The 20,181-nt window shown below is 73.7% G+C and carries 20 protein-coding genes; 10 read left to right on the top strand and 10 right to left on the bottom strand.

Translation table 11 applies throughout. From position 1 onward, the window contains the following. Positions 1-43 precede the first annotated feature (43 nt). The 4 genes from ACIQD7_RS05670 to ACIQD7_RS05655 all read right to left on the bottom strand — a co-directional run bounded on the left by ACIQD7_RS05670 (position 44) and on the right by ACIQD7_RS05655 (position 3,410). The gene (locus ACIQD7_RS05670) at positions 44-934 is read right to left on the bottom strand and encodes an amino acid ABC transporter permease (protein ID WP_390757186.1); all 891 of its coding nucleotides are present in this window, start codon (positions 932-934) and stop codon (positions 44-46) included. Then, a complete protein-coding gene (locus ACIQD7_RS05665) occupies positions 931-1,605 on the bottom strand; it encodes an amino acid ABC transporter permease (RefSeq protein WP_390757185.1) in 675 nt (224 codons plus the stop codon). Before ACIQD7_RS05665 ends, ACIQD7_RS05670 begins: the two co-directional genes overlap by 4 nt. A 120-nt stretch (positions 1,606-1,725) precedes the next feature. Continuing rightward, on the bottom strand, positions 1,726-2,547 hold the full coding sequence (locus ACIQD7_RS05660; protein WP_402439601.1) for a glutamate ABC transporter substrate-binding protein: 822 nt from the start codon (positions 2,545-2,547) through the stop codon (positions 1,726-1,728). Between the two features lie 53 nt (positions 2,548-2,600). After that, positions 2,601-3,410 carry an amino acid ABC transporter ATP-binding protein gene (locus ACIQD7_RS05655; RefSeq protein WP_383402764.1) on the bottom strand — a complete coding sequence of 270 codons (810 nt, stop codon included), beginning with the start codon at positions 3,408-3,410 and terminating at the stop codon, positions 2,601-2,603. 328 nt (positions 3,411-3,738) lie between these two features. Here ACIQD7_RS05655 and ACIQD7_RS05650 point away from each other — a divergent pair, with 328 nt between their 5' ends. Continuing rightward, positions 3,739-4,452, top strand: a complete 714-nt coding sequence (locus tag ACIQD7_RS05650) for a response regulator transcription factor (protein ID WP_390757183.1) — start codon at positions 3,739-3,741, stop codon at positions 4,450-4,452. Positions 4,453-4,470: 18 nt separating this feature from the next. Next, positions 4,471-5,898 (top strand): ATP-binding protein, encoded by a 1,428-nt coding sequence (locus ACIQD7_RS05645; protein WP_402439598.1) that lies wholly within the window; start codon positions 4,471-4,473, stop codon positions 5,896-5,898. Here ACIQD7_RS05645 and ACIQD7_RS05640 read toward each other — a convergent pair. After that, positions 5,877-6,875 (bottom strand): TAXI family TRAP transporter solute-binding subunit, encoded by a 999-nt coding sequence (locus ACIQD7_RS05640; protein ID WP_121831072.1) that lies wholly within the window; start codon positions 6,873-6,875, stop codon positions 5,877-5,879. The genes ACIQD7_RS05645 and ACIQD7_RS05640 overlap by 22 nt on opposite strands. A 512-nt stretch (positions 6,876-7,387) precedes the next feature. Here ACIQD7_RS05640 and ACIQD7_RS05635 point away from each other — a divergent pair. Continuing rightward, positions 7,388-8,308 carry a LysR family transcriptional regulator gene (locus ACIQD7_RS05635; protein WP_402439595.1) on the top strand — a complete coding sequence of 307 codons (921 nt, stop codon included), beginning with the start codon at positions 7,388-7,390 and terminating at the stop codon, positions 8,306-8,308. Between the two features lie 201 nt (positions 8,309-8,509). Continuing rightward, positions 8,510-9,433 (top strand): DMT family transporter, encoded by a 924-nt coding sequence (locus ACIQD7_RS05630; RefSeq protein ID WP_402439593.1) that lies wholly within the window; start codon positions 8,510-8,512, stop codon positions 9,431-9,433. 187 nt (positions 9,434-9,620) lie between these two features. Here the strand turns inward: ACIQD7_RS05630 and ACIQD7_RS05625 are convergent, their stop codons facing one another. The 4 genes from ACIQD7_RS05625 to ACIQD7_RS05610 all read right to left on the bottom strand — a co-directional run bounded on the left by ACIQD7_RS05625 (position 9,621) and on the right by ACIQD7_RS05610 (position 12,940). Beyond that, on the bottom strand, positions 9,621-10,265 hold the full coding sequence (locus ACIQD7_RS05625) for a response regulator (RefSeq protein WP_390757181.1): 645 nt from the start codon (positions 10,263-10,265) through the stop codon (positions 9,621-9,623). Next, positions 10,256-11,494: a sensor histidine kinase gene (locus tag ACIQD7_RS05620; RefSeq protein WP_402439591.1), complete on the bottom strand. Its 1,239-nt coding sequence runs from the start codon at positions 11,492-11,494 to the stop codon at positions 10,256-10,258. Before ACIQD7_RS05620 ends, ACIQD7_RS05625 begins: the two co-directional genes overlap by 10 nt. Positions 11,495-11,609: 115 nt before the next feature. Further along, positions 11,610-12,287 carry a DedA family protein gene (locus ACIQD7_RS05615; RefSeq protein ID WP_402439589.1) on the bottom strand — a complete coding sequence of 226 codons (678 nt, stop codon included), beginning with the start codon at positions 12,285-12,287 and terminating at the stop codon, positions 11,610-11,612. A gap of 245 nt (positions 12,288-12,532) precedes the next feature. Further along, positions 12,533-12,940 (bottom strand): nuclear transport factor 2 family protein, encoded by a 408-nt coding sequence (locus ACIQD7_RS05610; protein WP_402439587.1) that lies wholly within the window; start codon positions 12,938-12,940, stop codon positions 12,533-12,535. A gap of 178 nt (positions 12,941-13,118) precedes the next feature. Between ACIQD7_RS05610 and ACIQD7_RS05605 the strand changes: the two genes are divergently transcribed. From ACIQD7_RS05605 to ACIQD7_RS05595, 3 genes are all read left to right on the top strand, one after another. Continuing rightward, positions 13,119-13,700, top strand: a complete 582-nt coding sequence (locus ACIQD7_RS05605; RefSeq protein WP_402439585.1) for a TetR family transcriptional regulator — start codon at positions 13,119-13,121, stop codon at positions 13,698-13,700. Positions 13,701-13,773: 73 nt separating this feature from the next. After that, positions 13,774-15,297, top strand: coding sequence for a tRNA (N6-isopentenyl adenosine(37)-C2)-methylthiotransferase MiaB (miaB, locus tag ACIQD7_RS05600; RefSeq protein WP_402439583.1), 1,524 nt, complete (start codon positions 13,774-13,776; stop codon positions 15,295-15,297). Positions 15,298-15,906: 609 nt separating this feature from the next. Then, the gene (locus ACIQD7_RS05595; RefSeq protein WP_402439581.1) at positions 15,907-16,614 is read left to right on the top strand and encodes a class III extradiol dioxygenase subunit B-like domain-containing protein; all 708 of its coding nucleotides are present in this window, start codon (positions 15,907-15,909) and stop codon (positions 16,612-16,614) included. A gap of 100 nt (positions 16,615-16,714) precedes the next feature. Here ACIQD7_RS05595 and ACIQD7_RS05590 read toward each other — a convergent pair whose 3' ends face one another. Then, the gene (locus ACIQD7_RS05590) at positions 16,715-17,047 is read right to left on the bottom strand and encodes an antitoxin (protein ID WP_402439579.1); all 333 of its coding nucleotides are present in this window, start codon (positions 17,045-17,047) and stop codon (positions 16,715-16,717) included. A gap of 344 nt (positions 17,048-17,391) precedes the next feature. Between ACIQD7_RS05590 and miaA the strand changes: the two genes are divergently transcribed. The 3 genes from miaA to dapF all read left to right on the top strand — a co-directional run bounded on the left by miaA (position 17,392) and on the right by dapF (position 20,173). Then, entirely contained in the window at positions 17,392-18,330 is a 939-nt protein-coding gene (gene miaA / locus ACIQD7_RS05585) for a tRNA (adenosine(37)-N6)-dimethylallyltransferase MiaA (protein WP_402439577.1), read from the top strand. Positions 18,331-18,438: 108 nt separating this feature from the next. Next, a complete protein-coding gene (locus ACIQD7_RS05580) occupies positions 18,439-18,951 on the top strand; it encodes a hypothetical protein (protein ID WP_402439728.1) in 513 nt (170 codons plus the stop codon). 304 nt (positions 18,952-19,255) lie between these two features. Further along, complete coding sequence (dapF, locus tag ACIQD7_RS05575; RefSeq protein WP_402439575.1) at positions 19,256-20,173, top strand: diaminopimelate epimerase; 918 nt, start codon at positions 19,256-19,258, stop codon at positions 20,171-20,173. Positions 20,174-20,181 lie beyond the last annotated feature (8 nt).

Below are 20,181 nucleotides of genomic sequence, written 5' to 3'. Positions count from 1 at the left end.
GCTCCGGGTCCCTTGGGGCCTCGTCCTTCCGGGCCCCGCAGGGTCACGCGCCGCTGACGGCCTCCGCCGGAGCCTCGCCGGTCTTCGTGACCGCGCTCTCGGTGACGCCGGCCGTCTTCCGGCCCCGCCGCAGCCGCTGTTCGAGGCGGCTCGCGAGGGAGGTCAGGGCGAAGTTGAGGGCGATGAAGATCAGCGCGATCACCGTGAAGGTGGCGATCGTGTTGGCGCCGTAGTTGGCCGTGATCGGCCGGTTCTGGCTGAGCAGCTCGGAGAAGCCGAGCAGGGCGCCGCCGAGCGCGGTGTCCTTGACGATCACGACGAGCTGGCTGACCAGGGCCGGGAGCATGACGGTCACGGCCTGCGGAAGCAGCACGTACAGCATGGTCTGGCCCTTGCGCATCCCGAGCGCGACGGCCGCGTCGCCCTGGCCCCGGGGCAGCGAGAGGACGCCGGCCCGGACGACCTCGGCGATGACCGAGGCGTTGTAGAGCACGAGGCCGGTGACGACCGCGTACAGCGGGCGGAAGTCGGAGCTGACGGGCGTGAACTGCGCGTACACGGCGCTCGCGAACATCATCAGGAGCAGGACCGGGATGGCGCGGAAGAACTCCACGACCGTGCCGACGGGCACCCGCACCCAGCGGTGGTCCGAGAGCCGGCCGATGCCGAGGAGCGCACCCAGCGGCAGCGCGATCAGGATGGAGAGCGCGGCGGCCTTGAGGGTCTCGAGCAGACCCGGCAGCAGGTACGTCGTCCAGACCCGGGAGTCGGTGACGAACGGGCTCCACTTGTCGGCCGACAGCTGGCCCTTGTCGGCGAGCGCGGAGAGCACCCACCAGGCCAGCACGGCGAGGACCGCGAGGAAGCCGACCGTGTAGAGGACGTTGCGCCGCTTGGCGCGCGGGCCCGGGGTGTCGTACAGGACGGAGCTCATCGCTTCACCGCCAGTCGCTTGGCCGCCCAGCCCAGAACGAGGCCGGTGGGGAGGGTGAGGACGATGAAGCCGAAGGCGAAGACCGCGAAGACCGCGAAGAGAGCGTCGGCCTCGTTCTCGATCATCTCCTTCATCAGGAGCGCCGCCTCGGCGGCGCTGATGGCCGCCGCCACTGTGGTGTTCTTGGTGAGGGCGATGAGGACGTTGGCCAGCGGGGTCACCGCGGCGCGGAAGGCCTGCGGGAGCACCACGAGGGTGAGGACCTGGAAGAAGCTCAGGCCCAGCGCGCGGGCGGCCTCGGCCTGGCCCGGCGGCACCGTGTTGATGCCGGAGCGCAGCGCCTCGCAGACGAACGTGCCGGTGTACGCGACCAGTCCGAGGACCGCGAGGCGGAAGCCGATCGTCTCGGAGTCGTCGGCGCCGAGCGTGATCCCGAGGGTCTGGTCGAGGACGAGCGAGCAGGCCACGATGACCACGGTCAGCGGGGTGTTCCGGACGAAGTTGACGTACGCGGTGCCGAAGGACCGCATGAGCTGGACCGGGCTGACCCGCATGGCGGCCAGGGCGGTGCCCCAGATCAGCGAGCCGATCGCCGAGTAGAGGGCGAGTTGCGCCGTCACCCAGAAGGCGCCGAGCAGGTCGTACTGCCCGGAATCAAGAAAGTCGAACACGATGCCCCGCGCTCTCCCCTGGTGGTCGGTCGGTGTGGAGGCCGCCGCAGAGGCGACGGCCGGTGCCGATGCGACGGCCGCCCTCGTGCGGGGCGGCCGTCACGCCGGAGGCGGGGTCGATCAGCCCTCGACCTTGGGCGCGGGCTCGGACTTGTAGCCGGAGGGGCCGAAGTGCTGGTCGACGAGCTTCTTCCAGGTGCCGTCGGAGACCATCTTCTCCAGCGCCTTGTTGATCTTGCCGCGCAGCTCGTCATCGCCCTTCTTGAGGCCGATGCCGTAGTTCTCGTCGCTCATCCGCAGACCGACGAGCTTGAACTTGCCCTGGTTCTCCTTCTGTGCGGCGTAGCCCGCGAGGATGGAGTCGTCGGTGGTGAGGGCGTCGACGCGCTTGTTCTCCAGGCCGGTCAGGCACTCGGAGTAGCCGCCGAGCTGGCGCAGGTCGGCCTTGGGCGCGAGCTTGTCGCGGACGTTCTGCGCGGAGGTCGAGCCCGTGACCGAGCACAGCTTCTTGGAGTTGAGGTCCTCGACCTTGGTGATCGAGCTGTCGTCGGCACGCACGAGCAGGTCCTGGTGGGCCAGGAAGTACGGACCGGCGAAGTCGACCTCCTTCTTGCGCTTGTCGTTGATCGAGTAGCTGGCGACGATGAACTTCACGTCGCCGTTCTTGATCAGGTTCTCGCGCTCGGCGCTCGGCGCCTGCTTGAAGTTGATCTTGTCCTCGGCGTAGCCGAGCTCCTTGGCCACGTAACGGGCGACGTCGACGTCGAAGCCGGCGTACGTGCCGTCCGGGGTCTTCAGGCCCAGACCGGGCTGGTCGAACTTGATGCCGATGGTGATCTTGTCACCGTTGCTCCCGGAGTCGGACCCGCCACCACAGGCCGTCGCGGTCAGCGCGAGCAGGACGACGGCCGCGGCGGCGGCGGAGGTGTTGCGAAGCTTCATCGAGGAAAGTCCCTTGCTTAGGCGTGAGTTGGGAAGAGTAAATCCGAACTCGCTCAGTGGTGAAGGATCTTGGAGAGGAAGTCCTTGGCGCGATCGCTGCGCGGGTTGCTGAAGAACTCCTCGGGAGAGGCCTGTTCGACGATCTTCCCGTCCGCCATGAAGACGACGCGGTTGGCGGCGGAGCGCGCGAAGCCCATCTCGTGGGTCACGACCACCATCGTCATGCCGTCCCGGGCCAGCTGCTGCATGACCTCCAGGACCTCGTTGATCATCTCCGGGTCCAGGGCCGAGGTCGGCTCGTCGAAGAGCATGACCTTCGGGTCCATCGCGAGCGCGCGGGCGATCGCCACGCGCTGCTGCTGACCGCCGGAGAGCTGGGCCGGGTACTTGTCGGCCTGCGTGCCGACGCCCACCCGGTCGAGCAGGGCGCGGGCCTTCTCCTCGGCGGCCTTCTTCTCCGTCTTGCGGACCTTGATCTGCCCCAGCATCACGTTCTCGAGCACCGTCTTGTGCGAGAACAGGTTGAACGACTGGAACACCATGCCGACGTCGGACCGCAGCCGGGCGAGCTCCTTGCCCTCCTGCGGCAGCGGCTTGCCGTCGATGGTGATGGTGCCGGAGTCGATGCTCTCCAGCCGGTTGATCGTGCGGCACAGCGTCGACTTGCCGGACCCCGACGGTCCGATGACGACCACGACCTCGCCGCGGGTGATCGTCAGATCGATGTCCTGGAGGACATGCAGTGCGCCGAAGTGCTTGTTCACGTCGGACAGTACGACCAGGTCGTCCGCGGCACGCGGGGTGTCCTGCGAACCCTTGGACAGGGCGTCCTTCGGCTCCTTGGACACTGACTCTCCGCTCATCGGCCTCTTGCTCCGTCCTCCTCGGTTGGGGAGGACACTAGAGACCCGATGTGACGACCGTCATCACATCTGAGCGGAAATTGAGGATAACGATCCGGCCGCAACCGGACACACTGCGTGAAGTCGGCACCGGTCGTCGTACCAGGTGCATCACGGAAACCCCCACGTAACGGGGGGACACTTGACTGTGACGCCGATGTCCGGTGTTCATGCTCGGGTACCACCTGGTACACAGAGACCCGGTATCCGGCGCGCGCGACCCCCAGAACGGTCCGGAACGGCGTGGAGACCGCGGACGGGACCACGGAAGATCACGGAGGAGGTACGGATGCGACTGCTGCTCGTGGAGGACGACGACCACGTCGCCGCCGCCCTCTCCGCGATCCTCGCGAAGCACGGCTTCGCCGTCACCCACGCCCGCAACGGCGAGGAGGCGCTCCAGGCCGTCCTGCCCACCGCGCAGGGCGAGCGCCCCTCCTACGGGGTGATCCTGCTCGACCTCGGCCTGCCCGACCAGGACGGCTACCAGGTCTGCGGCCGCATCCGGAAACTCACCACCACCCCGGTGATCATGGTGACCGCGCGCGCGGACGTGCGCTCCCGGATCCACGGGCTCAACCTCGGCGCCGACGACTACGTCGTCAAGCCCTACGACCCCGGCGAGCTCCTCGCCCGCATCCACGCCGTCAGCCGGCGCAGCACCGGACCGGAGGAGACCGGCGCGGCCGCCGGGAGCGCCGAGGGGACCCGGCTGCGGCTCGGCTCCGTCACCATCGAGCTGCCCACCCGCCGGGTCAGCGTCGAGGGCGAGAGCGTCCAGCTGACCCGCAAGGAGTTCGACCTGCTCGCCCTCCTCGCCCAGCGGCCCGGCGTCGTCTTCCGCCGCGAGCAGATCATCAGCGAGGTCTGGCACACCAGTTGGGAGGGGACCGGACGCACCCTGGAGGTGCACGTGGCCTCCCTGCGCTCCAAGCTGCGGATGCCCGCCCTGATCGAGACCGTGCGGGGCGTCGGCTACCGCCTGGTCGCCCCCGCCGCGTAACCGTCCGGCGGTCCCTCCGTGCGCACCCGACTCCTTCCGCTGCTCATCGTCCTCATGGCCGGCGTCCTGCTCGCCCTGGGCTTCCCGCTCGCCGCCAGCCTCGCCGCCTCCGAACAGCAGCGGGTCGTCGTCGACCGGCTCGACGACGCCGCCCGCTTCGCCGCCCTCGCCCAGTTCGTCGACGAGCGCAGCTTCGGCAACGACGAGCGGGGCGCCGTGCTCAGCGGCGAACTCGCCAGCTACCACGACGTGTACGGCATCCGGGCCGGGATCTTCTACCGCGACAACCGCGCCATGGCCGCCGCCCCCGAGGACTGGGTCGTCCCGTACGAGGGCGAGGGCAGGCGCGCCTTCAACGAGGCGCTGCTCGGGCGCCGCAGCCACGACCCGCCCCAGGTGTGGCCCTGGCAGCCCCACGCGCGGCTCACCATCGCCTCCCCGGTCGTCCGCGACGGGGACGTCGTCGCCGTCGTCGTCACCGACTCGCCCACCGGCCAGCTCCGCTCCCGCATCCTGCGCGGCTGGCTGCTGATCTTCGCGGGCGAGGCCGCCGCGATGCTGCTCGCCGTCGGCGCCGCCTTCCGGCTCACCGGCTGGGTGCTGCGGCCGGTCCGCGTCCTCGACGCCGTCACCCACGACATCGCCACCGGCCGGATGAACTCCCGGGTCGCCGCCACCGGGGGCCCGCCCGAGCTGCGGCGCCTCGCGCGCTCCTTCAACGAGATGGCCGACAACGTCGAGGAGGTGCTCGAACAGCAGCGGGCCTTCGTCGCCGACGCCTCCCACCAGCTGCGCAACCCGCTCGCCGCACTGCTCCTGCGGATCGAGCTGCTCGCCCTGGAGCTGCCCGAGGGGAACGAGGAGATCGCCTCCGTACGGACCGAGGGCAAGCGCCTCGCCCGGGTCCTCGACGACCTCCTCGACCTGGCGCTCGCCGAGCACGCGGCGGCCGAGCTGAGGCTCACCGACGTCGGCGCGCTCACCGCCGAGCGGGTCGCGTCCTGGCGGCCGGTCGCCGAGGACAAGGGGGTCGTCCTGGAGGGGGAGTGCGGGGCGGTCACGGCCTGGGCGGACCCGGTGACCCTCTCCAGCGCCCTCGACGCGGTCGTCGACAACGCGCTGAAGTTCACCCCGGCCGGGGAGCGGGTCGCGGTCACGGTCGGGATCGTCCCGGACGGGACGGCCGTCGCCGTCGTCGTCGCCGACCACGGGCCGGGCCTCACGGAGGAGGAGCTCGGCCGGGTCGGGGACCGCTTCTGGCGCGCGGGCCGCCACCAGAACGTCAAGGGCTCCGGCCTCGGCCTCTCCATCGCGCGCGTCCTGCTGACGGCGGGCGGGGGCGGGGTGGCCTTCGCGCCGAACGAACCGCACGGCCTGCGGGTGACGGTCACCGTCCCCCGACACGCCCCGGCGGAACCACAGGGTCAGGGCTTCACCGAGCGGTAGTAGCGGCGGGCGCCCTCGTGGAGTTCCAGGGGGTCCGTGTAGACGGCGGTGCGCAGGTCCACCAGCTGGGCCGGGTGGACCTGGCGGCCGATGCCGTCCCTGCTCCTGATCACCGTACGGGTGAAGCCCTCCACCAGGTCCGCGTCGGCCTCCTCCGTGGTGACCAGGAGGTTCGCCACGGCCAGGGTCTCGACCCGCTGCCCGTCCTGCGCCTTCGCGTACGCGTCGGCCGGGATCACCGCCGAACGGTAGTGGCGGGTCGACTCGCCGACGTCGTGCAGCTGGTCGACCAGCTTTCCGTCCAGCGGGATCAGCCGGACCGAGGCGCGGTCGGCCAGCTTCTGCACCGCCTCGGTCGGCAGCCCGCCCGACCAGAAGAAGGCGTCCAGCTCGCCGCGCTCCAGGAGCCCCGGCATGGTGTCGATGCCCGCCGAGACCGCCTTCACGTCCCGTACGGGGGCCAGGCCCGCCGCCGCGAGGACCCGGTCCGCTATCAGCCGCACGCCCGAGCCGTCCTGGCCCACGCCGACCCGCAGGCCCTTCAGGTCCTCCACCCGCTGCAGCGACGAGCCCTTGCGGACCACGAGCTGTACGTAGTCGTCGTACAACCGGGCGCAGCCGCGCAGCCGCTCGAAACCGGGCCTGCGCTCGCGCTGGTACTGGGCCACCGCGTCGGCCGTGGCGATGGTGAAGTCCGCCTTGCCCGACGCCACCCGGGCCAGGTTCTGCTGGGAGCCCTCGCTGTCCGTGAGCCTTATCGACACCTCGGGCAGGTCCTGGGCCAGGGCCTGCTGGAGGAGCTTCCCGTACCGCTGGTACACGCCGGTGGGGACGCCCGTACTGAACGTGACCGAGCCGCTGGGGGCGGAAGGGCCGAAGGGGACCAGCCACCACACCAGCGTCCCGCACACCGCGAGCAGCGCGGCCGCGACCGCCAGGACACGGCGGCGGGCGGCACGGGACAGGGAGGTGAACATGGGGCCGATCCTGCCAGCCCACCGCCGCTCCTGGCCAGGGACGACGGGGCCGCCCCGTGCCCCCGGGCCCGGAGTGCGCTCCGCCGAAGCGGTGAGCGCCCCCGGCGGCGCGGGCCGCGCCGTGTGTCCTCCCGGGGCGGTGCCGCCCCGGCGGTTAGCGTCGGAAGGCGTTCGGTGATCTTGAGGACAGTCCCCTGTCCGCCCCTGGCGTCCCCTTCCGAACGCACCGGTCCCGTCCGTCCCCGCCCCGCCTCACCCCGCCGCGACGGTGAGGCGGCGGTGAGGCGGCGGGGTGAGGCGGCGTACCGCCGGAGGGCCGGCCGACAGCGTCCCGAGGGCCCCCTCGTACGGGGCTGCCGATGCTTCGCCGAATCGTGGAGGAGGGCGTCGACGTGGACACCGGAACGGTACGGCGATGAACCGTACGTGACGAGCCGCCATGCGAGAGGAGCGGCTGCGTACGATGGCCGGGGGCGCCCGGCGCGGCGTCCCGGGGGAGGGGGAAACGGGGCGTGGCCGATCCGGATCTGCGGAAGCTCCGCGTGCTGAGGGAACTCGGCGAGCGCGGCACCGTCAGCGCGGCCGCCCGGGCGCTCCACCTCACCCCGCAGGCCGTCTCGCAGCAGATCGGCTCCCTGGCACGGGAGTTGGGCGTCCCGCTCACCGAACCCGCCGGGCGCCGGCTGCGGCTCACGGGCGCGGCGCGGATCGTGCTCCGGCACGCCGAAGCCGTCTTCGCCCAGGTCGAACGGATGCGCGCGGAGCTCGCCGCGCACCGGAGCGGCGAGCACGGCGAGGTGGCCGTGGCCGGCTTCTCCACCACCCTCTCGGCGCTCGTCCTGCCCGCCGTGGCCCGGCTGCGGGAGACCCGCCCGCTGCTGCGCACCTCGCTGGCCGAGGTCGACCCGCCGGAGAGCTTCGCCCTGCTCCACCGGGGCGAGACCGACGTCGTCATCTCCGCCGACACCGTCCGGCACCCGGGCCCGGCGGGCGACGACGCCCGGTTCCACCGGGTCCCGCTCTGCGAGGACCCCTTCGACGTCGCCCTCCCCGAGGGCCACCGGCTCCTCGCAAGCCCCCGGCTGCTCCTCGCCGACCTCGCCGAGGAGACCTGGATCTTCGCCACCACCGGCCTGTGCCACGACATCGGCGTGGCCGCGTGCACGGCCGCCGGCTTCACCCCCCGGGCCTCCCACGCCATCGGCGACTGGGACGCCACCCTCGCGGCGGTACGGCTCGGCCTCGGGGTCGCGCTCGTCCCGCGCATGGCCGGGCCCGCCCCGCGCCCCGAGGTGACGGTCCGCGCGTTCACCGAGCGGGCCCCCTCCCGCACGGTCTTCGCGGCCGTACGGGAGGGCAGCCAGACCTCTCCGGGGATCGTCGCCGTCCTGGACGCGCTGCGCGCCGTCGCCGGGGCGGCCGTCACCGCCTGACCGGCTCCCGGTGCACCGCCGACCCTCCACGGTTCGTGGAAGGTACCGTCCAGCAGCCGTTGCTGGATCCGCCCGCCCGCCGGTGCGAGGCTCGTCGCCGTACCCCGGACCGTTCCGCGCGTCCTCCTCCTTCCTCCTTCCTTTTTCCTTCCGTCTCGTCCCCTGCCGAGCCCTTCCGGAGAGCGGGAAACACCCATGCCCATGGCCACATACGCACGGCTGGCCGCGCTGAGCCTCGTCTGGGGCTCCGTCTTCCTGTGGATCAAGATCGCCGGGTACGGCTTCTCGCCCGTGCAGATGGTCCTGGTCCGGCTCGCCCTCGGCGCCGCCGTCCTCCTGGCCATCGGATACGCCCGAGGGCTCCGGCCGCCGAGGGAGAAGGCCGTCTGGGGCCATCTGACCGTGGCCGCGCTCCTCGGCAACGCGATCCCCTGGACCCTGTACGCCGAGGGGGAGGCGCACGGCTCCAGCGGCGTCGCCGCCGTCGTCAACGGCAGCGCCCCGATCTGGACCCTGGCGGCCGGGCTCCTGCTCGGCGGCGAGAAGCGGGTCTCCGGCGCGAGGGCGGGCGGGGTGCTGCTCGGGCTCGGCGGCACCGCACTCATCGCCTCCCCGTGGAACTCGGCCCAGACCGGGACCGGTTGGAGCGTCCTCTGCTTCGTCCTCGGCTCGATCAGCTTCGGCGCCGGCTTCGCGTATACGGGCAGGTTCCTGGCGGGGACGGGCATTCCGCCGCTGGTGCTCGCGGGCGGCCAGCTCGCCGCCGCCACCGCGCTCCTCCTGGCCGTCTTCCCGTTCCTTGGCCTCCGGAGCGTCACCTGGCGCACCGACTCGGTGGTCTCGGTCCTCGTCCTCGGCGTGCTCTGCACCGGCTTCGCCGCGCTGCTCAACTTCGAGCTGATCGTCAGGGACGGGGCCGCGGTCGCCTCCACCGTCACCTATCTGATGACCGCCGTGGCCGTACTGCTCGGTGCCGTGGTGCTGCGCGAGCCGCTCGGCCCGCCCGTGTGGCTGGGCGCGGCGGCGGTCCTCGCGGCCACCGGCCTGCTCCGGCGCACGCCGTCCCGGAAGGGGCGGAAGCGAGCCGCGAGAGCCGCCGGCGAGACCTCGACGTCGTCATCGTGAGGACCGGCCGGGTCTCGCGGAAGCCCACCGCGCCTACGGGAAGAGGACGGCCGCGCGGCGCTCACCGGCGCGGAGCCGGTCCCGTCGATCGCCCCGCAGGCCGCTCCCGGGGAACCGGCCGCCCACGAGCGCCGCGTCGCCGCGCGCAACCGGCCGCCGCGCCGACCTGGACCCCCGCGCCTCCGGCCTACGACTCCAGGTAACGGAGCACCGCCAGGATCCGCCGGCTGTAGCCGTTCGCGCGGTCCAGTTCCAGCTTGTCGAAGACGGAGTTGAGGTGCTTCTCCACCGAACTCAGCGAGAGGTGCAGCTTCCGCCCGATGGCCGTGTTCGTGTGCCCCTGGGCGAGCGCCTCCAGGACCGTCCGCTCCCGGGGCGTGAGCCGCGCCAGCGGATCGACGCGCGTGGTCCGTACGACCAGCCGCCGTACGACCTCCGGATCGATCGCCGCCCCGCCGGCGTGGATCCGGTCCAGGGCGTCGAGGAACTCCTCGACCTGCGCCACCCGGTCCTTCAGGAGGTAGCCGACCCGCTCGGCGCCCGTCGCGAGGAGCTCGGCCGTGTAGGCGCGCTCGACGTACTGCGAGAGGACGAGCACGCCGGTCCCGGGCCACCGCTCCCGGATCGCGACGGCCGCCCGCAGCCCCTCGTCGGTGTGCGTCGGGGGCATCCGGACGTCCACGACGACGACGTCCGGCCGCCGTCTCCCGACCTCCTCGACCAGCGTCGTGGCGTCACCGAACGCCGCGAGGACCTCGTGGCCCTCCTCGACGAGCAGGCGGACCAGGCCCTCGCGCAGCAGGGTCGAGTCCTCGGCCAGGATCAGGCGCACGGCAGCTCCGCGGTGACGGTGGTCGGTCCCCCGAGGGGGCTGTGGACGCGCAGGACGCCGTCGAGCGCGGCCACCCGGCTCCGCAGGCCCGTGAGCCCTCCGCCGGTCGCGTCCGCGCCGCCCGTGCCGTCGTCCTCGATCCGGACGGTGAGCCGGGGCCCGTCGAGCGCCACCGTCACCGAGACCGCGGACGCCGAGGAGTGCTTGGCGGCGTTCGTCACGCACTCCGACACCACGAAGTAGGCGGCGGTCTCCACCGGCCGGGGCAGCGGGGCGCCGACCCCGAACCGGATCCGCAGCGGAAGGGGGCACCGCTCGGCGACCCCGCCGAGCGCCTCCTCCAGCCCGAGGCCGTCCAGCGCCGACGGGTACACCCGCCAGGCCACCTCGCGCAGTTCGGCCAGGACGCCCCGGGACTCCTCGTGCGCCTGGAGCAGCAGCGCCTCGGCCCGCTCGGGGTCGCGGCCCCGGCGGGCCCGGCCGATCAGCACGGCGAGCGCCACCAGCCGCTGCTGGATCCCGTCGTGCAGGTCGCGCTCGATGCGCCGCCGTTCGGCGTCCACGGCCTCGACGACCGCGGCCCGGCTGGCGGCGAGCTCGTCGATCCGTCGCCGGAGCAGTTCCCCCTCGGAGGGGCCGAAGAACGCGCGGGCGGTACGGGCGTCGAGCGCGGCCAGCGAGTACAGGCCCTGGACGTCGAGGAAGAGCAGCACGCCGCCGAGCAGGGCCTGGCCGAGCAGTTCGTCCCAGCCCAGGGTGCCCCGGACCGCTCCGGCGGCCAGGAGACCGGCCAGGACCGTGCCGAAGCCGAGCAGGCCGACGACCACCCCGCAGAGCAGTCCCGTGCCGACGCGGACCGCCAGGTGGCGCAGGACCTTCCGGTCGGACGCCTCGTAGTGCTCCGGGAAGCGGTCGCCGAAGAAGACGGAGCGGCGGGCCCGTTCGAGGGCGGTCAGCCGCCGGGCGCCGGCCGCCAGGAGCTCCAGGGCGCCGGGCCGGGTGCGCGGCCGGAGCAGGAACGGGCCGAGGACCGCGCCGGCGACGAGGAGGTGGACGGCGCCGGCCAGGGCGGTCGCGCAGCCGAGGAGGGTTCCCAGGGCGCGCGACGGCAGGGACGTGCGGACGACGGCCCGGTCCCCGCCGGCGTCCCCCGCCGGCTTTCCGGACCCGTCCCGGCCGGTGCCCGTGGACGGCCGTCCGGGCGCGGCACCTGCCAAGTCCCCCTGCACCGAACCCCCTTGCGCGCGGACCGAGACTAGTGGAGCCGTACGGGCCGGACAAGATCGCCGGGGCCGTACGGGAAGCGGAGCCGTACCGGACGGGCGGGGGCCCGGGGGCCCGGGGTCACGAGGCGCGCCGGTGCCGGGCCCCGCGTCCGCGCAGCCGGACCGCCACGTACGCCGCGACGGCGACCAGGGCGAGGACCAGGACGGCCTTGGACAGGACGCCGACGTACCCCTCCACGAGGTCCCACCGGTCGCCCAGCCAGTAACCGGCCATCACGAGGATCCCGTTCCAGACGAGGCTGCCGAGCGTGGTGAGCGCGACGAAGAGCGGCAGCGGCATCCGCTCGACGCCCGCGGGCACCGAGATCAGACTGCGGAAGATCGGCACCATCCGGCCGAGCAGGACGGCCTTGGTGCCGTGCCGGGCGAACCACTCCTCGGTGCGGACCAGGTCCGAGGCCTTCACCAGGGGCAGCTTCGCCCAGATCGCGTGCATCCGCTCCCGGCCGAAGAGCGCCCCGATCCAGTAGAGCGCCACCGCCCCGGCCACCGAGCCGAGCGTCGTCCAGAACAGCGCCGACGCCAGGCTCAGTACGCCCTGACCGGCGGCGAAACCGGTCAGGGGCAGGATGACCTCGCTGGGCAGCGGCGGGAAGAGGTTCTCCAGGGCGATGGCGAGCCCGGCTCCCGGGCCGCCCAGCGTGTCGACGAGCCCGGCGGCCCAGCCGGCGACACCGCCCGCGGGCTCCCCGGCCAGGGCCAGGGGGGTGGAATGGGCGGAGGAGATGATCGGCATGGCGGGGCTCCAGGGCGACGGTCGGGGCTCCGGGGACCCTCGCCCCGGCACCCCTCCACGCTAGGAATCCGGCCTCCGCGCCGGTACGGGGCTTCCCGCCCGGCCGCCCTGCGGAAAACCGCGGGGTGCGGGGAGGCCGCGAAGAAGGGGCGCGGTGCGGCTCCGGGCCCGATCGCCGGGGGCGGCCGTACGGGACCGCCGAAACCCTGACCGGCGCGGCGGCCCCGGCGGCTCCCCGGGCGGTCTCAGGCCGCGAAGGCGGCGGCGATGGCGTGGCTGTCCTCGTGCATGTGGTAGCCCGTGATCTTTCCGTCGACGACGGTGAAGTGCAGGGCGAAGGGGTTGGAGAACGTCTTCCCGGTGGCGACGACGCCGAAGCGGCTGCGCCCGGTGACGACCGCGTGGACGCCGTCGACGACGGTGGCGGTGACCGTGAACTCCTCGGGCGGGGTGAGGGCGGTGCCCAGGACGGTGAAGAACCCGGCGATCTCGTCGCGGCCCGAACGGGCGCCGGTCCAGGGGACGTCGGGGGAGCCGGGGACGTCGAAGTCGACGGTGTCCGCGAAGAGTTCGAGCAGACCGGGCAGGTCCCCGGCGCCGAAGCGCTCGAAGAAGGCGTCGACGGTACGGAGGGTCTCGGGAGTGCGGGTCATGGCGGCGGATCCCTTGCTTCGTGACGGGCGTCGGGGCGTGCGGAACGGAGCCGTGCGGAGGGCAGGCGTGCGGAGGGCGTGCGGAGGGCGGGCCGGATGAATCCAACCGCCCGGTTGGAGTCTGGCACGCGCCCGGACCGAAGTCCAACCATCCGGTTGGGAACGGTTAGGGTGGGGCATGGCCTGGGACACAGCACGCACCAAACGCCTCCTGCTGGACGCCGCCGTGGAGGAGTTCGCCGCATTCGGCCCCGAGGGCGCCCGGGTGGCCCGGGTGGCGACCCGGGCGGGCGTCAACAAGGAGCGGATCTACCAGTACTTCGGCAGCAAGGAGAAGCTGTTCGCCGCGGTCCTGGAGTCCGAGCTGGGCAAGATCGCCGCCGCCGTGCCGCTGACCGCCGAGCACGCCGCCGACCTGGGCGCCTACGCGGGCCGGGTCTTCGACTACCACCGCGCCCATCCGCACTTCGTGCGCCTGCTGGCCTGGGAGGGCCTCCAGGGCGGGGACCGCGTGGCGGCCGAGGACGAGCGCGCGGGCCACTACGACGAGAAGATCGCCGCCGTCGTCCGCGCCCAGCGGGACGGCGCCCTCACCGACGAGGTCGCGGCCGGGCAGCTGGTGCACGCGGTCATCGCCCTGACCGCCTCCTGGTTCATGCTGCCGCAGCTCACCCGGATGCTCGTGCCCGCCCTCGCCGGGGCCGGCCCCGAGGCCCAGCGCGCGTCCCTCGTCGCCCTGGTCCGCCGCCTGACCGCCTGACGGCCCGGCGCGGGGCGCGTACGGGGCCCGGCCGCCGGGAAGGGGGCCGCCCCGGACCGCCTACCCTTGACGCATGACGAGCAGCAGCGACCGGAGCACCGCAGTGAGCGTTGACGGCACCAAGACCTATGAGATCCGCACCTACGGGTGCCAGATGAACGTCCACGACTCCGAGCGGCTCTCCGGTCTGCTGGAGGAGGCGGGCTACGTACGGGCCCCCAAGGGCGCCGACGGCGACGCCGACGTCGTCGTCTTCAACACGTGCGCGGTCCGCGAGAACGCCGACAACAAGCTGTACGGCAACCTCGGCCGGCTCGCCCCGATGAAGACCACCCGCCCCGGGATGCAGATCGCCGTCGGCGGCTGTCTCGCCCAGAAGGACCGCGACACCATCGTCAAGAAGGCCCCCTGGGTCGACGTGGTCTTCGGCACCCACAACATCGGCAAGCTGCCGGTCCTCCTGGAGCGCGCCCGCGTCCAGGAGGAGGCGCAGATCGAGATCGCCGAGTCCCTGGAGGCCTTCCCCTCCACGCTGCCGACCCGCCGCGAGTCCGCGTACGCCGCCTGGGTCTCGATCTCCGTCGGCTGCAACAACACCTGCACCTTCTGCATCGTCCCGGCCCTGCGCGGCAAGGAGGAGGACCGCCGGCCCGGCGACATCCTCGCGGAGATCGAGGCGCTGGTCGCCGAGGGCGTCTCCGAGATCACGCTGCTCGGCCAGAACGTCAACGCGTACGGCTCCGACCTCGGTGACCGCGAGGCGTTCTCCAAGCTGCTGCGCGCCTGCGGGCAGATCGAGGGCCTGGAGCGGGTCCGCTTCACCTCCCCGCACCCGCGCGACTTCACCGACGACGTGATCGCGGCGATGGCCGAGACCCCGAACGTCATGCCGCAGCTGCACATGCCGCTCCAGTCCGGCTCGGACACGATCCTGCGCGCGATGCGCCGCTCGTACCGCCAGGAGCGCTTCCTCGGCATCATCGAGAAGGTCCGCGCGGCCATCCCGCACGCGGCCATCTCCACCGACATCATCGTGGGCTTCCCCGGCGAGACCGAGGAGGACTTCCAGCAGACGATGCACACCGTCCGCGAGGCCCGCTTCGCGAACGCCTTCACCTTCCAGTACTCCAAGCGCCCCGGGACCCCGGCGGCCGAGATGGAGGGCCAGATCCCCAAGGAGGTCGTGCAGGACCGCTACATGCGGCTCGTCGCGCTCCAGGAGGAGATCTCCTGGGAGGAGAACAAGAAGCAGGTCGGCCGCGTCCTGGAGGTCATGGTCGCCGAGGGCGAGGGCCGCAAGGACGGCGCCACCGACCGCCTCTCGGGCCGCGCCCCCGACAACCGGCTCGTCCACTTCACCAAGCCGGACCAGGACGTGCGCCCCGGCGACGTGGTGACCGTCGAGATCACCTACGCCGCCCCGCACCACCTGCTCGCCGAGGGCCCGGTCGCGTCGGTGCGCCGCACGCGCGCGGGCGACGCCTGGGAGAAGCGCACCGCCGAGAAGCCGAAGGGCGTCCTCCTCGGCCTGCCCAAGATCGGCGCCCCGGCCCCCCTCCCGCCGGCCGAGGTCCCGGCGTGCGGGGCGAGCCACTGACCTGAGGCCCGGTGATCCCAGGGCCGGCGACTGGGGTCCGCCGGGTCCCGGGCCGCGCCCGCCTCGGGGTCTGTGCCGGTCCCGGGGCCGTGTCGGCCGGAGGCGCCCGTCGGGCCCGGCGGTCGTGCCCGTCCGAGGGATGTGTCGTTCCGGGCCCGCTGATCGCCGGGCCTCGGAGGCTCGGCGGTCCCGGGACTCGGAGGCTCGGGACCGCCGGGTCCCGGGGCCGCGCCGGTCCCGGGGGCTGTCTCAGCCGGAGGCCTGTCGAGCCTGACGGTCGTGCCTGTCCGAGGGATGTGCCGTTCCGGGTCTGCCGGTCTGCCGGTCTGCCGGGCCTGGGGCCGTTTCGCCCACAAACCCCCGGAGGTTCGCCGTTCCGGGGCCGCCGGTCCCCGGGCCGTTCCGGCCGGCAGGCCCGAGGCCCCCACAGGCCCGAGGCACCCGCAGGCCCGGGGGTTCGCCGTGCCGGGGCCGCCGTTCCTGGAGCCGTTTCGGCCCGCAGGCCCGAGACCCGCAAGCCCGGGAGTTCGCCGTTCCGGGTCCGCCGGGTCCGGGTGCACCAGGAGCCGTCCCCGGACGGTCCCGGCCCGGCGCAGTAAGGTGCGGATCATGCTTGTCGCCGCAGCCGTCTGTCCCTGTCCGCCGCTCCTCGTGCCCGAGGTCGCGACCGGCGCCGCCCCCGAGCTGGACGCCGTGCGGGCCGCCTGCGCGGACGCCGTCGGGCTGCTCGCCGCCGCCCGGCCGGACCGGCTGTACGTCGTCGGGCCCGCGACCGGGGGCGCCGGCGGCGTCTTCCCGGCCGGTGCCACGGGCTCCTTCGCCGGATTCGGCGTCGACCTCTCCGTACGCCTCGGCGACGGACCGGCCGGCGACCGCCCCCTTCCCGTCCCCCTCGCCGTCGGGGCCTGGCTCCTCGACCGGGCCCGCTGGACCGGCGCGCCCGTCGATGGTCTCGCCGTGGGCGAGGAGGCCCCCGCCGGGGACTGCGCCGCGACCGGCCGCGAGCTCGCCGCCTCCGCCGGGCGCGTCGCCCTCCTCGTGATGGGCGACGGCAGCGCCTGCCGGACCGTGAAGGCCCCCGGCTACCTCGACGAGCGGGCCGCCGGATTCGACGCGGAGGCCGTCCGCGCCCTCGCCGGGGCCGACGCGCCCGCGCTGCTCACCCTCGACGCGGGGCTCGCGCACGAGCTGAAGGCGTCCGGCCGCGCCCCCTGGCAGGTCCTCGCGGGCGCCGCCGAGGGCGCCGGGCTCGACGGCCGGCTGCTCCACGAGGACGACCCCTACGGGGTGGAGTACGTCGTCGCCGCCTGGTCCTGAGCAGACCCGGAGAGCGCCCCGGACACGACGACGGCGGCGGGCGGCCGCGGAGCGTACGTGCTCCGCGGCCGCCCGCCGCCGTCCTTCCGGAGGGGGACCGTCAGGCGGCCGGCGGCGGAGTCACACCGCCACCACCGGTCCCCGGGGCCCCACCGGTCCCGGGCGTGCCGCCGGTCCCCGGCGTCCCGGTGCCCGGCGCGCCGTCGGCACCCGGAGCGCCGCCGTCCTTGTGGCCCATCCGGTCGATGGCCTCCTTCGCCTTGCCCGTACCGGAATGGATCTTGTCGCTGTACTTGCCCTTGGTCTTCTCGTCGACCACCTTCGCCGCCTTGTCCAGGCCCTGGTCGATCTTCCCGCCGTGCTGCTGCGCGAGATCGGCGACCTTGTCCTTGGCCGGGGCGAGCTTGGCCTTCAGCGAATCCAGGAGACCCATGGGGCACCTTCCCTCCGCGGACCCCACGGGTCCGTCCTCGTGTCCTGCCCCCAGCACCCGGGGGCCTGCCTACGCGCCTTCGGCCGCCTCGGCGCCCTCCGTGCGGACCGCGTTCCCGTTCTTCTCCGAAGAACGCGCGACCGCGTCCGCCTTCTTGCGCCGCCTCGGGCGAGAACCTATGGCAAAACCTTGCCAAAACACCCATATCCACTCCTCAGCCTACTCGGAGGGAGGGGCCCCGCGACGACCGACGGCCGGGCGCCGCGTACGGGGCAACGAAGCCGGCCGGGCCCCGTCACGTAGCTCGTTCGGGGACGGGCCCCGAGGTTTGCGAGACTGGTGCGGTGAGAAGCGCAGCTCCCGCCCCGCGGGTCATCGCCGTCGTCGGCCCCACGGCGGCCGGAAAGTCCGATCTGGGTGTCTTCCTGGCCCAGCAGCTCGGCGGCGAGGTCGTCAACGCCGACTCGATGCAGCTCTACCGGGGGATGGACATCGGGACCGCCAAACTGACCCCCGAGGAGCGCGGCGGCGTCCCGCACCACCTCCTCGACATCTGGGACGTCACCGAGGCCGCCAGCGTCGCCGAGTACCAGCGCCTCGCCCGCGCCGAGATCGACCGGCTGCTCGCCGCCGGCCGCACCCCGGTCCTCGTCGGCGGCTCCGGCCTCTACGTACGGGGGGCCGTCGACGCCCTGGAGTTCCCCGGCACCGACCCCGCCGTCCGGGCCCGCCTGGAGGCCGAGCTCGGCGAGCGCGGCTCCGGCGTCCTGCACGCCCGGCTCGCCGACGCCGACCCCGAGGCCGCCCGCGCGATCCTGCCCAGCAACGGCCGCCGCATCGTCCGGGCCCTCGAAGTGATCGAGATCACCGGCAAGCCCTTCACCGCCAACCTCCCCGGACCCGACTCCGTCTACGACACCGTCCAGATCGGCGTTGACGTGGCCCGCCCCGAGCTGGACGAACGCATCACCACGCGCGTGGACCGGATGTGGGAGGCCGGCCTCGTCGACGAGGTGCGCGCCCTGGAGGCCCGGGGACTGCGCGAGGGCCGCACCGCCGCCCGCGCCCTCGGCTACCAGCAGGTCCTCGCGGCGCTCGCGGGGGAGTGCACCGAGGACGAGGCGCGCGCCGAGACCGTACGGGCCACCAAGCGCTTCGCCCGCCGCCAGGACTCCTGGTTCCGCCGCGACCCGCGCGTGCACTGGCTCAGCGGAGCCGCCGACCACCGGAGGGAACTCCCGCGAGAGGCGCTGTCGTTGGTCGAACGAGCGGTTACAGCCTGATCACGTGATGGCATCGGGACGCACTGCCCGTCATTTCGGCGGTCGGGAGCGTGCCATCATCGAGCATCGATCGACCAAGTGGAGTCCGAGTGGGGAGGGCGCGTGGCGATGGAGGCCGGCCCTCGCGACAGAGAACAGCACGAAGCGGTCCTGGGCGACCCGACGGCGGACCCGTCGGGTGACACCCCCGGACGCCCGGTGGACGACGCGCCGGCCGGGCTCCCGGGACTGACCCCGGACGGACCCGACGACGCGGTCGGCACCGCCGTCGAGGTGGACGCCGACGAGGTCGAGGTCGAGCTGCGCCCCCAGCGGCGGCTGCGGATCTGGCAGCTGGCCCCGATCGTGGGCCTGGCCGCCGTCGGCTCGCTGATGTTCGCCTTCCCGCTCGCCTTCGGCTCCGGGGACGGCGGCGCCGTCGTCGCCATGCTCGGCCTGCTCATCAGCTCCTGCGCGGCGGGCTGGGGCGTGATGGCCGCCCGCAAGGTCGGCCACACCTGGCCCGGGCTCCCGGCGCGCGGCTCCGGCGAGCGCCCGGACTGGCGCGTCCTCGCCCTGTACGTGGCGACCATCGGGGCCCTGGTGACCCTCGCGGTCTGGCGCGTGGCCCGCCTCCGCTGACCCTCGCCCGGGCCGGCTGACCCCCGCCCGGGCCGAGCGACCCCAGCCGGGACCGGGAGCCGACCCCCCGGCACGGCACCGGTCCCGCCCTCCCCGAGCTCCCGGCACGGCACCGCCCCGTACGCGCCCGCGTGCACGGCCGCCGCCCCGGCACCGGGACCGGCCCAAACGCACGCGCCCGCGTGCACGGGTGCCCGCTCCCGTACGAGCCCGTCTCCCCGCCGGCCGGCCCCGCACGCGCCCGCGTGCCCCGGCCCCGTCCCGCCGCGTCGCCCCCCGCCGCCCGCCCCGTACAGTTGATCTCGTGACCAGCACGCAGACCTCCCCGCTCCGTTTCCTCAAGGGCCACGGCACCGAGAACGACTTCGTGATCGTCCCCGACGCGGAGAACGCCCTCGACCTGCCCCCGGCCGTCGTCGCCCGGCTCTGCGACCGGCGGGCCGGCATCGGGGGCGACGGACTGCTGCACGTCGTGCGCAGCGCCGCCCACCCCGAGGCCCGGCACCTGGCCGACGAGGCCGAGTGGTTCATGGACTACCGCAACGCCGACGGCTCGGTCGCCGAGATGTGCGGCAACGGGGTCCGGGTCTTCGCCCGCTACCTGGAGCACGCCGGGCACGTCACCGCCGGCGAGGTCGCCGTCGCCACCCGGGGCGGGGTCAAGCGCGTCCACCTCGACAAGGACGGCTCCGTCACCGTCGCCATGGGCCGCGCGGTCCTCCCCGGGACCGCCGCCACGATCACCGTCGACGGCCGCAGCTGGCCCTCCCGCAACGTCAACATGGGCAACCCCCACGCGGTCGCCTTCGTCGAGGACCTCGACCACGCCGGGACCCTGTTCACCGAGCCCGCCTACGCGCCCGCCTCGGTCTACCCGGACGGGGTGAACATCGAGTTCGTCGTCGACCGGGGCCCCCGCCACGTCGCCATGCGCGTCCACGAGCGCGGCGCCGCCGAGACCCGCTCCTGCGGCACGGGCGCGTGCGCCGTCGCCGTCGCCGCCGCCCGCCGGGACGGCGCCGACCCCGCCGACACCGGCACCCCCGTCACGTACACCGTCGACGTCCTCGGCGGGACCCTGGTCATCACCGAGCACCCCGACGGGCGGATCGACATGACCGGCCCGGCCGTCATCGTCGCCGAGGGCACCCTCGACCCCGCCTGGCTCGCCGAGGGTCCCGCGAACGCCGCAGCCCCCGGAATCGAAACTGTCAACGACTGAATTATCGC

This window comes from Streptomyces sp. NPDC093071 (assembly GCF_044754545.1).
Taxonomy (GTDB): domain Bacteria; phylum Actinomycetota; class Actinomycetes; order Streptomycetales; family Streptomycetaceae; genus Streptomyces.
Note: the sequence above shows the minus strand (reverse complement) of the source record. Positions and strands in the feature narration are given on the sequence as shown.

Excerpts from the sequence above, each read along its gene's own strand:
- ACIQD7_RS05580 (WP_402439728.1), top strand. The coding sequence starts at position 18,439 with ATGGAGGCCGGCCCTCGCGACAGAGAACAGCACGAAGCGGTCCTGGGC.
- ACIQD7_RS05590 (WP_402439579.1), bottom strand. The coding sequence starts at position 17,047 with ATGGGTCTCCTGGATTCGCTGAAGGCCAAGCTCGCCCCGGCCAAGGAC.
- ACIQD7_RS05595 (WP_402439581.1), top strand. The coding sequence starts at position 15,907 with ATGCTTGTCGCCGCAGCCGTCTGTCCCTGTCCGCCGCTCCTCGTGCCC.
- ACIQD7_RS05655 (WP_383402764.1), bottom strand. The coding sequence starts at position 3,410 with ATGAGCGGAGAGTCAGTGTCCAAGGAGCCGAAGGACGCCCTGTCCAAG.
- ACIQD7_RS05650 (WP_390757183.1), top strand. The coding sequence starts at position 3,739 with ATGCGACTGCTGCTCGTGGAGGACGACGACCACGTCGCCGCCGCCCTC.
- ACIQD7_RS05640 (WP_121831072.1), bottom strand. The coding sequence starts at position 6,875 with ATGTTCACCTCCCTGTCCCGTGCCGCCCGCCGCCGTGTCCTGGCGGTC.
- ACIQD7_RS05610 (WP_402439587.1), bottom strand. The coding sequence starts at position 12,940 with ATGACCCGCACTCCCGAGACCCTCCGTACCGTCGACGCCTTCTTCGAG.
- ACIQD7_RS05605 (WP_402439585.1), top strand. The coding sequence starts at position 13,119 with ATGGCCTGGGACACAGCACGCACCAAACGCCTCCTGCTGGACGCCGCC.
- ACIQD7_RS05615 (WP_402439589.1), bottom strand. The coding sequence starts at position 12,287 with ATGCCGATCATCTCCTCCGCCCATTCCACCCCCCTGGCCCTGGCCGGG.
- ACIQD7_RS05630 (WP_402439593.1), top strand. The coding sequence starts at position 8,510 with ATGGCCACATACGCACGGCTGGCCGCGCTGAGCCTCGTCTGGGGCTCC.
- ACIQD7_RS05660 (WP_402439601.1), bottom strand. The coding sequence starts at position 2,547 with ATGAAGCTTCGCAACACCTCCGCCGCCGCCGCGGCCGTCGTCCTGCTC.
- ACIQD7_RS05670 (WP_390757186.1), bottom strand. The coding sequence starts at position 934 with ATGAGCTCCGTCCTGTACGACACCCCGGGCCCGCGCGCCAAGCGGCGC.
- miaB (WP_402439583.1), top strand. The coding sequence starts at position 13,774 with ATGACGAGCAGCAGCGACCGGAGCACCGCAGTGAGCGTTGACGGCACC.